At 72.8% G+C, this 10852-nt stretch carries 9 protein-coding genes; 7 read left to right on the top strand and 2 right to left on the bottom strand.

Translation table 11 applies throughout. The annotated features are described in order from the left end of the window. Window positions 1–23: 23 nt before the first annotated feature. On the bottom strand, window positions 24–1133 hold the full coding sequence (locus tag AB8A24_RS16200; RefSeq protein ID WP_328961042.1) for a Gfo/Idh/MocA family oxidoreductase: 1110 nt from the start codon (window positions 1131–1133) through the stop codon (window positions 24–26). 371 nt (window positions 1134–1504) lie between these two features. On the opposite strand from AB8A24_RS16200, the gene AB8A24_RS16195 reads away from it, so the two are divergent. The 3 genes from AB8A24_RS16195 to AB8A24_RS16185 all read left to right on the top strand — a co-directional run bounded on the left by AB8A24_RS16195 (window position 1505) and on the right by AB8A24_RS16185 (window position 5081). After that, complete coding sequence (locus AB8A24_RS16195; RefSeq protein WP_369476264.1) at window positions 1505–2461, top strand: glycosyltransferase family 2 protein; 957 nt, start codon at window positions 1505–1507, stop codon at window positions 2459–2461. Window positions 2462–2626: 165 nt separating this feature from the next. After that, window positions 2627–4051 carry an MFS transporter gene (locus AB8A24_RS16190; protein ID WP_369476262.1) on the top strand — a complete coding sequence of 475 codons (1425 nt, stop codon included), beginning with the start codon at window positions 2627–2629 and terminating at the stop codon, window positions 4049–4051. Window positions 4052–4061: 10 nt separating this feature from the next. Continuing rightward, window positions 4062–5081: a TolB-like translocation protein gene (locus tag AB8A24_RS16185; RefSeq protein ID WP_328961039.1), complete on the top strand. Its 1020-nt coding sequence runs from the start codon at window positions 4062–4064 to the stop codon at window positions 5079–5081. 23 nt (window positions 5082–5104) lie between these two features. On the opposite strand, the gene AB8A24_RS16180 is transcribed toward AB8A24_RS16185, so the two are convergent. Next, the gene (locus AB8A24_RS16180) at window positions 5105–5950 is read right to left on the bottom strand and encodes an alpha/beta fold hydrolase (protein WP_369476260.1); all 846 of its coding nucleotides are present in this window, start codon (window positions 5948–5950) and stop codon (window positions 5105–5107) included. A 168-nt stretch (window positions 5951–6118) separates the two neighbouring features. On the opposite strand from AB8A24_RS16180, the gene AB8A24_RS16175 reads away from it, so the two are divergent. From AB8A24_RS16175 to AB8A24_RS16160, 4 genes are all read left to right on the top strand, one after another. Beyond that, window positions 6119–7105, top strand: coding sequence for a hypothetical protein (locus AB8A24_RS16175; protein WP_369476258.1), 987 nt, complete (start codon window positions 6119–6121; stop codon window positions 7103–7105). Between the two features lie 105 nt (window positions 7106–7210). Beyond that, window positions 7211–7588, top strand: coding sequence for a hypothetical protein (locus AB8A24_RS16170; RefSeq protein WP_328961036.1), 378 nt, complete (start codon window positions 7211–7213; stop codon window positions 7586–7588). A gap of 385 nt (window positions 7589–7973) precedes the next feature. Continuing rightward, window positions 7974–9716: a hydrogenase maturation protein gene (locus tag AB8A24_RS16165; RefSeq protein ID WP_369476256.1), complete on the top strand. Its 1743-nt coding sequence runs from the start codon at window positions 7974–7976 to the stop codon at window positions 9714–9716. A 71-nt stretch (window positions 9717–9787) separates the two neighbouring features. Continuing rightward, window positions 9788–10843 carry a hydrogenase expression protein HypE gene (locus tag AB8A24_RS16160; RefSeq protein ID WP_328961034.1) on the top strand — a complete coding sequence of 352 codons (1056 nt, stop codon included), beginning with the start codon at window positions 9788–9790 and terminating at the stop codon, window positions 10841–10843. Window positions 10844–10852 lie beyond the last annotated feature (9 nt).

Here is a 10852-nt window from a genome sequence, read left to right as displayed (position 1 = left end):
GCGAGTGATCGGACTGCGGAGGGTCAACGCCCGGTGCGCAGTCCGACGACCGCTCCACGGAACTCCAGGCTCCGGGAGGCGGCTTCCAGGATGTCCAGCACCTTCAGTCCCGCCCGGCCGTCCGTCAGCGGCGGCCGTCCCGTCCTGATGGACGCGGCGAACTCCTCGACCATGCTGCGCAGGGCCTCCTTCTCACCGATCGCGGGCGCCACCATGTCGCCGGTCCGGTAGGAGACGAGCATGTCCCGGCGCTCGTCCGCGCCGATCTCCTGCGGAGCGCTCAGGTCCACCCCGCGGTCGAACACCGCGACGCGCTGGGTGGGGTTGAGGTCGTCCCACACCAGGGTGCGCTTGGAGCCGCCGACCATGGTGGTGCGCACCTTGGTCGGTGAGAGCCAGTTGACGTGCACATGGGCGATGGCGCCGGTGCTCAGCTGGAGCGTCAGATAGGCCACGCAGGACTGGCCGGCCCCTATGGGATCGGCTCCGTGCGCGGCGACGGCGACCGGCTGCACGTGGTCCGGGAGGATGAAGTCCAGGACGGACAGGTCGTGGGGGGCGAGGTCCCACAGGACGTCGATGTCCTTCTGGACGAGCCCCAGGTTGATCCGTACCGAGTCCACGTAGTGGATCTCGCCGAGTTCGCCCGAGCGGACCATCTCGCGGATGCGGCCCACCGCGGGGGTGTAGCAGTACGTGTGGTCGCACATCAGGGTGAGACCGCGCTCCTCGGCCTCGTTCACCAGCCGCAGCCCGTCCTCGTACGTGGCGGCGAGGGGCTTCTCCACGAGGACGTGCTTGCCGGCGCGCAGCGCGGCCAGCGCCACGTCGAGATGCGTGCCCGCCGGAGTGGCCACGGCGACCGCGTCGACCTCCGGGTCGGCGAGGACCGCCGCGTAGTCGCCGGTGGCCTGGACCGTGGAGTACGCGCCGAGCACCTGCCGGGCCCGGTCCACATTCAGGTCGCAGAGCCAGCGCAGTCGGAACCGGTCACTGGACTGGAAGTTGCGGACGAGATTGGGGCCCCAGTAGCCCGCGCCGACCACGGCGACACCTAAGGGGGCGGACCCCTTGCCGGTGACGCCCGTGTCCTGACCCGCGCCCTGCCCCGCGTCCTTCGCGGTGTCCTTCACGGCGTTTCCCTTCCTTCCGCGCACGCCGGACGGCGTGTCGCCAACTCATGGCCGGGACGCGTGTGATGGAGGGAAATGCCGTCGACGGCAGCCCGGACGCCTGCGCGCCCGTGCGTGACCTGCTCAACGGTGATGGCCCCCCACAACCGATGCCCTACGTGATCCGCGTGCTTCGCCCCCCGGCCCGACCGCCTGTTCCCCACAAGCAGCCGAACCCGTACCGCCTACCGCCTTCGCCAGGTGCCGGACACCGGCGTCGCCGAAGCGTGCCGAATCCGGTCGGCGCCGCTCAATCTAGTCCACCGGGCGTACCCCCGGGCAGAGTTGACGTAATCGCCTGGAGCGGGTGTTCGACCGTGCATACTGCCCGGGTGACCAGCATCGTGATACCGGCCCACAACGAAGGTCGGGTCATCGGCCGGCTCCTCGACGCGCTCCTGGCCGACACCTCGGTGTCCGGGCCCGACATCGTCGTGGTGTGCAACGGCTGTACGGACGACACCGCCCGCGTGGCGGCCGGGCGCGGCGACCGTGTACGCGTGGTCGAGATCCCGACTCCCTCCAAACATGAGGCACTTCGGGTCGGCGACGAGCACGCACGGGGATTCCCCCGGCTGTACGTCGACGCCGACGTCGTCGTCGGGGCCGCCGACGTACGGGCCCTGGTGGGCGCCCTCGACCGGAACCCGGAGCTGCTGGCCGCCGCCCCCGGCCGGGACATCCCGCTGGCCGGCTGTGCCTGGCCGGTGCGGGCGTACTACCGGGTGTGGCAGCGACTGCCCGCCGTCCGTGAGGGGCTGTTCGGCCGGGGGGTCATCGCCGTGACCGAGCCGGGGCACGCGCGGCTCGCCGCGCTGCCCCCGCTGATGGCCGACGACCTGGCCGCGTCCCTCGCCTTCGGGCCGGGGGAGCGGCGCGTGGTCGAGGAGGCCCGGGTGGTCGTCCGCCCGCCGCGCACCTGGTCCGACCTGATCCGGCGGCGGGTCCGGGCGGCGACCTCCTCGGCCGAGTTCGAGCGCTTCCAGGCGGCGCGGCGGGCCGAGGCGCCGGAAGAGGCGCGGGAGCGGACGCCGGAGCCGGTGTCGGAGCGGGCGCCGGAGCCGGTGTCGGAGCGGGCGCGCGAGCGGGCGCCGGAGCCGGTGTCCGAGCAGACCGCGCGGACGGGCACGGCGGATCTGCGCGCCCTGCTGTGGGCCCGGCCGGCGCTGCTGCCGGGTGTGGTGGTGTTCGTGGTGGCCGCGCTCGCCGCCCGTCGGGGCTCCCGGAAGGCCATCCGGGACCAGGACTTCTCGACCTGGCTGCGGGACGAGAGCAGCCGGCAGGGCTGACCCCCGCACGCACCCCGCCCCACCCCGCCCCACCCCGACCCGGGTCGGCGGCGGGGTGAACGGCCACATCCGGTCGAACGCCCCACCGTTGGCCCGTACAACCATTAGGGTTCCACTCGCACGTTCGAGTGCACCCAAGTCCGTCGGCATCGGGAGCTCCAGAGCATGTACCTCGCGGACCGCTCCGCGCCCGCGCCCGAGGGCGCGAAGACCGCTCCGGGCCGGGAACCCGTCCGGGCACCCGCGGTCGCCTCGACCGTCCTCGCCCTGGGCGCGGTCAGCATGATCACCGACATCTCCTCGGAGATGGTCACCGCCGTGCTGCCCCTGTACCTGATCGCCGGACTGGGCCTGAGCCCCCTCGGCTTCGGGGCGCTCGACGGCGTCTACAACGGGGTCAGTGCCCTCGTGCAGCTGACCGGCGGCCACCTCGCCGACCGGGTCCGCAACCACAAGCTGATCGCCGGCATCGGCTACGGTCTGTCGGCCCTGTGCAAACCACTGCTCCTGTTCGCCCACAGCCTGGGCCCGATCAGCGTGATCCTCACCCTGGAACGCACCGGCAAGGGACTGCGCACCGCCCCGCGCGACGCGCTGATCTCCCTGTCCACACCGCCCGAGTTACAAGGACGCGCCTTCGGTGTGCACCGGGCCATGGACACCACCGGGGCGCTGCTCGGCCCGCTCGCCGCCTTCCTCATCCTGAGCCTGACGGTCGACGGCTACGACGCCGTCTTCGGCGTCAGCGCCTGCGTCGCCGTACTCGGTGTCGTGGTGCTCATGCTCTTCGTCCCGTCCGGCGGCGACCCGATGCCCACGCCGTCCGCCGGAGCCGCCGCCCCGGCCACCGCCGCCCCGGCCTCCCCCGCCCCGGCCTCCACGGCGACCACCGCCGCCACGGCTCGTGACGCGGACCGGCCGGCCCCCGTACGGCTGCGCGACGCGCTCGGCCTGCTGCGCCTGCCCCGGCTTCGCAACCTGGCCGTCTGCGCCGTCCTGCTGGGCCTCACCACCGTCAGCGACGCCTTCGTCTACCTGCTCCTGCAACGCCGCACCGGCATCGGCGACCAGTGGTTCCCGCTCATGCCGCTGGGCACCGCCGCCGTGTTCCTGCTGCTCGCCGTGCCCGCCGGGGCCCTCGCCGACCGGATCGGCCGGCGCACCGTCTTCCTCACCGGGCACGCCCTCCTGCTGGCCGGCTACGGACTGCTGCTCTGGGCCCCCGCCTGGCCCGCGCTGCCCTACCTGGTCCTCGCCCTGCACGGCATGTTCTACGCCGCCACCGACGGCGTGCTCCCCGCCGCCGTGGCCGCCACCGTCCCCGGGGAACTGCGCGCCACCGGCATGGCCCTGGTCGGCACCGGCCAGGCGCTGGCCCGCTTCGGCTGCTCGCTCGCCTTCGGCGCGGCCTGGACCCTCTGGGGCACCGGCCCGGCCCTGGCCGCCGCCGCGGCCGGCCTGCTGTGCTGCGCGGCCGTCGCCGGCTTCGTCCTGCGCCCCTCGGCGCCGCAGGACACCCGAACCGAACCGAACCGAACCGAATCGATCCGAGCCGACCCGAACCGACCCGACCCGAACCGAAGCCCGTGAGGCCCCCCAGATGACGCTGTCCACGTCCCGTCGCCTGCTCGTCCTCGCGGTGGCGGTGCTGCTGCTCGGAGGCCTCGCCGCCACGCTGGTGATGCGCTCCGCCTCCCGCGACGACAAGCCGTCGGCGGGCGGTCCGACGGTCGCCGCCGGGACCGTCACCCTCGACCGGCCCGGCTCCCTGACCTTCCTCAACGGCGGGCAGGGTCCGCACCGCGGGGCCCTCGCCTCCGTCCCGGCCGACGCACCCGACTCCGAACGCACGGCCTCCGAACTCAACTGCCGCCGCTTCTACGCCGCCGCGGGCACCGGCGTGTGCCTGCGCTCCACGCCGGGCGCGCTCGCCCAGGACAACACGGCCCTGATCGTCGACTCCGAACTGCGCACGCTGCGCAGTTTCCCCCTCGCGGGCACCCCCAGCCGGGCCCGGGTCTCACCCAGCGGCCGGTTCGTCGCCTGGACCGTCTTCGTCTCCGGCGAGTCGTACGGCGCCGCCTTCTTCTCCACCCGTACCGCGATCGTGGACACCCGCACCTGGAAGCTGGAGGCGAACCTGGAGGAGTTCGCCATCGACATGGACGGCCGGGAGCACCGCGCGCAGGACGTGAACTTCTGGGGGGTCACCTTCTCCAAGGACGACGACACCTTCTACGCCACCGTCTCCACCGGCGGCGAGACCCACCTGGTCAAGGGCTCGATCTCGGGGCGCAGCGTCAAGACCCTCGCCAAGAACGTCGAATGCCCCTCCCTGTCCCCGGACGAGACGCGCATCGCGTACAAGAAGCGGGTCCGGGCCGGGGCCTCGCTCTGGCGCGAGCACGTGATGGACCTCGGGACACTGCGCGAGCACGCGCTCGCCGAGAAGCACAGCGTGGACGACCAGGCCGCCTGGCTCGACGACCGTACGCTCGCCTACGGCCTGCCCACCGACGGCGCCGCCGACAGCACGGACCTGTGGACCGTCCCCGCCGACGGCGGTGGCGCCCCGCGGCTGCTGGCCCCCGGAGCCTCCTCCCCGGCCCTCCTCGGCTGACACCCCCTCGGTCGCGGAGGGCGTCAGGCCCGGTCCACGAAGGCCCGTACCCGCTCGACGAGTGCGGCGTTGTCACGGATCCAGCCGTAGTGCAGGCCGCCCGGCGCGCCGTCACCGAGTGCGAGCTCCTCGTACGTCACCCGCGCGCTCGTGAGCTTGTCGCAGAGCCCGCGCACCCCGCCGGGCGGCGCCATGGCGTCGCCCTCGATGGCCACCGCCAGCACCGGCAGGTCCATCCTGGCCAGCCCGCGCTCGAAGTCCACCGGCGAGGACGGCACGTCGTAGCGGCCGGTCCGGACCTGGGTGGCCATGTCCCGCAGGACCTGCCTCGAGTCGTTCCCCAACACCCCCAGCCGGCGGCCGGGGAAGTACCCGTACACCGCGGCCAAGGCGGCCGCGCACTGGAACCCGGCGAGCATCCCCAGGTTCTGCGGGAAGGGCCAGCCGCGGTAGTGGCAGGACGGGACGCCGACCAGGATCGCGCCCGCGGCCATGTGCGCCTCCTGGCTGAGGTAGAGCGTGCCGAGCTGCCCACCGAGGCTGTGCCCGAGCAGGAGGCGCGGCGCCCCGGGGAAGGCGGCCGCGACCGCCCGGAACAGCGCGGGGTAGTCGTACGCCACCATCTCGTGGTAGCCGTAACGCACTCCGCGCCGCACCTGGACCGAACTCGTGCCCTGCCCCCGCAGCTCCCCGAGGACCACCTGGAACCCCGCCTCTACGAGGGCTTCCGCCAGGGGCGTGTAGGAGACGGCCCTGGTCCCCATGGCGGGCATGCACACCAGCACCGGCGCCGACGGATCCTCGGGCCTTCGGTGGAACCTGACCCGGACCGTGGCACCGTCCTCGGCACGCACGGTCTCGGTGGTCACTTCGACGGACGCGATGACGGACCTCCCTCGCTCATGGCCATCCTGCGCACTTCGCGGATCACATTCAACGGTTTCCGATCTCCGGCCCCGTCGGCCTGCCGCGACAATGAGCCGGGAGAATCAAGGCGGAATCCCGCAGTCCGGAGGGCTCGTCAAGTGAGTGCAACGATGCGAAAGTTCAGATATCGGCTCAGGAGCCCGCTCGGCGGACTGGCCGCGGACCTCTCGGCACGCACCGTGCCACCGGGCGAAGCGGCGGCCCCCTCCGTGGTGATCCACCGAGGAGTCCGCCTGCTGCTTCCGGAGGCGGGCCTCTACCAGGAGGACCTGTCCTGGCTCTCCTTCGTCGTGGCGCTGCGTGCCGAGGAGCTGGGCGCCAGGTGTCCGGAGGGCGTGTACCTCGAGATCGTCTCCCTCGACTTCCCGCTGACCGACTACCGGCCGGAGGTGGCCGCCCTCGCCATGGACGGGTGGCTGCGCGCGGAATTCGACCTGCCCGACACCGGAATCGCCTGCTCGTACGCGGGCGGAGCGGACCCCTACGCCTTCGCGTGGGGTGGCGCCGAGCCACCGCTCCGCAGCCCGCGGCTAGACGCCTGTGCGCTCGGCAGAATGGATGAAAGCCCTGAACGACACATCGGAGAACTGGCCGTGACCGGCATCGACTTCCTCGCCTCGATCCTCAGGACCGGCCGCCTGCACGGGATCGGCATCGGCTCCACGCTCGGCGAGGTCGACCGGGCGATTCGCCACCGCTTCGTCGACGTGGTCGACGAGGAAGGTGAGTCGCTGCGCCGCGACTACGGATTCGTCGAGTTCTACTTCAACCGCTACGACGAGTGGGTCATGTCCGGCGGCTCCATCGAGCTGCACCGGCTCGCGTCCGGCCAGGACATGGCGAAGGAATGGGCGCGCACGATGGGGGTCGAGTTCCCCCGCCACGTCGCGTGGGCGGACGTGCGGGAGGAGCTCGGGCGCGTCCCCGGAGCCCCGGAACTGAAGGTCGGCGACCAGGGCGGCTTCCTCGAGTACCGGGCGGCCGCGTCCAACGTCTCGGTGATCGTCGTGGACGACGAGGAAGAGGAGCGGGGCTACCACGCGGGGCACGGGGACGTGTGGAGCGTCAGCCTGTGGGCGCCGGTTCGGGCGAAGTGACCGTACGGGCCAGGTGACCGTACGGTCACTTCCCGATCTGGGCCGGTCGGGTGCTTGACCGGCTCGGAGGGGATGGGGTGCGGTCCGAGCGGGCACGTGCACACCATGGCCTTCGAACATCCCGCGAAGAAGGGCGGCCAGGGGCGGCTCGGACCATTCGAGAAGCTGGCGGAGCTGGCCTCGAACTTCACCAGCTCGCCCACCTTCTCCGTGTTCTGCGTCCTGCTGGTGGCCGGCTTCGTAGCCGTCCACCTCGCCCACCTGGACACGAGCTGGCAGCACCTGTTCGGCGACGCGATGGGCGCGGTCGCCCTGCTGCTCCTGGCCCTGCTGAAGAACTCCGAACGCCGGGCCGAGCACGCGATCCAAAGCAAACTCGACGCGATCGCCGCCGTTCTCCTGGAACAGGGCGAGCGCCAGGGCGAGACAGGCCCGGCCCACAAGAACCTGGCCGAGTCCATCGGGATCGAGGACGGCGACTAGGCCGTCTCTTTCGGACCTGACCGACAAGATCCGAAAGAGACGTCCTAGTGCTGTGACCGGAAAGGTCCGCCGGGTCACGGCGCCCGGTACGGCACCGCGCCGCGTTGTCTGGATCGGCCGAACACGCCCGGTATGAGGACGGCCCTCCGCCTTGCGATGCACCGCATCCGACGCCGCGCGCCGGCCCACCGCGGATTGCGGGACAGCCCTTAGGGCCGAGCGGACCCCGGAACGGGCGCTTTCGAGTGACGCCCCCGCGCGGCCTCGGTCGCGGGCGCCCGGATCTCCCCGACCATCTCAGGCGGCCGGTCATCTTCCGGCCACGGGCCGCCGACCAGGCCGGGCACCGCGCACGCGCGGCTCCGGGCCGCCGCTGGGAGATCCCTTGTACGTCCTGCTCCTCGCGAGCGCGTTCAACAGCCTCACGCAGCGCGTCCACGCCGAGCTGCGCGACCACGGCCACCGCGTCGCGGTCGAACTCGCCCTGCCCGGATCCTCCCTGGCCGACGCCGTACGCGGCCACCGCCCCGACCTCGTGCTCGCCCCGATGCTGCGCACCGCCATCCCCGAGGAGGTCTGGGCCGCCCACACCTGCCTGGTCGTCCACCCGGGACCGGTCGGCGACCGCGGCCCCTCCTCCCTCGACCGGGCCGTCCAGGACGGCGAGTCCCGGTGGGGCGTGACGGTTCTGCAGGCCAACGCCGAGATGGACGCCGGCGACGTGTGGGCGAGCGTCGCGTGCCCGGTGCCGCCGGTCGGCAAGAGCGACCTCTACCGCGGTGAGATCGCCGACGCCGCGCTGGAGGCCGTCCTGCTCGCGGTGGAACGGTTCGCCTCCGGTACGTACACCCCGCAGCCCCAGGCGAGCGGCCACGCCCGCCCGCTCCTGCGCCAGGAGGACCGCCGGATCGACTGGGGGAGCGACACCACCGAGGACGTCCTGCGAATGCTGCGCGCCGCCGACTCGCAGCCCGGCGTACGCGACGACCTGCTCGGCGGCGAGTGGTACCTGCACGGCGGGCACCGCGAGGAGCACCTGCGCGGCCGCCCCGGCGAGCTGCTGGCGACCCGGGCCGGGGCGCTCTGCCGGGCCACCGCCGACGGGGCCGTCTGGATCCCGGAGCTGCGCGCCCGCCGCCTGCCCGGAGGGCCGGCCACCCTCAAGCTGCCCGCCACGCTCGCGCTCGCGGACCGGCTGCCCCCGCTTCCCGAGGTTCCCGCCCCGGCGGAGTCCGGCCCCCACCACCGCACCTGGTCCGACATCGGCTACCACGAGGAAGGGCAGGTCGGCTTCCTGTCGTTCTCCTTCCCCGGCGGCGCGATGAGCACCGCGCACTGCCGCCGCCTGCTGGACGCCTACCGGACCGCCCGCACCCGCCCCACCACCGTCCTCGTCCTCGGCGGCGGCCGCGACTTCTTCTCCAACGGCATCCACCTCGGCGTCATCGAGGCCGCGGCCGATCCGGCCGAGGAGTCCTGGGCCAACATCAACGCCATGAACGACCTGGTCGAGGCGGTGCTGACCACCACCGACCGCCTCGTCGTCAGCGCGCTCGGCGGCAACGCCGCCGCCGGAGGGGCCATGCTCGCCCTCGCCGCCGACGAGGTCTGGTGCCGCGCGGGCGTCGTCCTGAACCCGCACTACCGCCTGATGGGCCTGCACGGATCCGAGTACTGGACGTACACCCTGCCCCGCCGCGTCGGCCCGGCGCTCGCGGACCGCCTCACCGCCGAGGCCCTCCCGCTGAGCGCCGCCACCGCCCAGGGGCTCGGACTGGTCGACCGTACGGTCCCCTGCCCGCCCGGGGACTTCCCCCGCGAGACGGCCCGCCTCGCGGCCCGCCTCGCCGCCCTCCCCGCCACCGCCTCCCGGATCGCCGGGAAGAAGGCCGCGCGCGAACGCGACGAGGCGCGGCGGCCGCTCGCCGACCACCGCCGGGCCGAGCTGGCCCTGATGCACGGGACCTTCTTCGACCCCGAGGCCCCCTACCACGCCCTGCGCCGCGCCTTCGTCCGCAAGGAGCGCCCGACCGCCACCCCGCTCCACCTGAGCGGGTCGGCCGTCAGGCCGCGCGGCGTCACTGGACTGGCCGCACCTGACGCGGCGCCCGGGCCGGACTGCTGTTAGCAAGAAAGGTGTGGGTGAGGCAGGCCGCCTCGCCCCACCCCTTCCCGATCCCCTCCCCGAGGAGCCGTCCCATGGCCACAGCGACGCAGGAAAAGGTTGAGGATCCGGTGATCCACATCCTCTGGATCAACGCGGGGCTGAGCTGCGACGGCGACTCCGTGTCCCTGACGGCGGCGATGCAGCCGAGCATCGAAGAGATCGTGACCGGCGTGCTGCCCGGTCTGCCGAAGATCGCGGTGCACTGGCCGCTGATCGACTTCGAATGCGGCCCGGTCGGCGGCGCCGACACCTTCATCGAGTGGTTCTTCAAGGGCGAGCGGGGCGAGATCGATCCCTTCGTCCTGGTGGTCGAGGGGTCGATCCCGAACGAGAAGATCAAGCCCGAGGGCTACTGGTGCGGCTTCGGCGACGATCCGGAGACCGGTCAGCCCATCACCACCAGCGAGTGGATCGACCGCCTCGCCCCCAAGGCCCTCGCCGTCGTGGCCATCGGCACCTGCGCCACCTACGGCGGTATCCACGCGATGGAGGGCAACCCGACGGGCGCCATGGGCGTGCCCGACTACCTGGGCTGGGACTGGACCTCAAAGGCCGGCATCCCGATCGTCTGCGTACCGGGCTGCCCGATCCAGCCGGACAACTTCTCGGAGACCCTGACCTACCTGCTCTACCAGGCGGCCGGCTCCGCCCCGATGATCCCCCTCGACGACAAGCTGCGTCCGACCTGGCTCTTCGGGGCCACCGTCCACGAGGGCTGCGACCGGGCCGGCTACTACGAGCAGGGCCAGTTCGCCGAGACCTACGACTCCCCGCAATGCCTGGTCAAGCTCGGCTGCTGGGGCCCCGTCGTCAAGTGCAACGTCCCCAAGCGCGGCTGGATGAACGGCATCGGCGGCTGCCCCAACGTCGGCGGCATCTGCATCGCCTGCACCATGCCCGGCTTCCCCGACAAGTTCATGCCGTTCATGGACGAACCTCCCGGCGCCAAGGTCTCCACGAAGGCGAGCGGCGCGTACGGCGCCCTGATCCGCCGGCTGAGGTCCGTCACCGCCCACACGGTCGACGAGGAACCGAAGTGGCGGCAGACCGGCCGGGCCCTGACCACGGGCTACCGCCCGCCCTGGTGACGGCCCCCC

The organism is Streptomyces sp. BF23-19, assembly GCF_041106355.1.
Lineage (GTDB): Bacteria > Actinomycetota > Actinomycetes > Streptomycetales > Streptomycetaceae > Streptomyces > Streptomyces virginiae_A.
This window is presented reverse-complemented; position numbering and strand designations above follow the sequence as displayed.

What these genes read in the sequence shown, in the direction of transcription:
- AB8A24_RS16190 (WP_369476262.1), top strand. Translation starts at nt 2,627, where the DNA reads ATGTACCTCGCGGACCGCTCCGCGCCCGCGCCCGAGGGCGCGAAGACC.
- AB8A24_RS16185 (WP_328961039.1), top strand. Translation starts at nt 4,062, where the DNA reads ATGACGCTGTCCACGTCCCGTCGCCTGCTCGTCCTCGCGGTGGCGGTG.
- AB8A24_RS16175 (WP_369476258.1), top strand. Translation starts at nt 6,119, where the DNA reads ATGCGAAAGTTCAGATATCGGCTCAGGAGCCCGCTCGGCGGACTGGCC.
- AB8A24_RS16170 (WP_328961036.1), top strand. Translation starts at nt 7,211, where the DNA reads ATGGCCTTCGAACATCCCGCGAAGAAGGGCGGCCAGGGGCGGCTCGGA.
- AB8A24_RS16160 (WP_328961034.1), top strand. Translation starts at nt 9,788, where the DNA reads ATGGCCACAGCGACGCAGGAAAAGGTTGAGGATCCGGTGATCCACATC.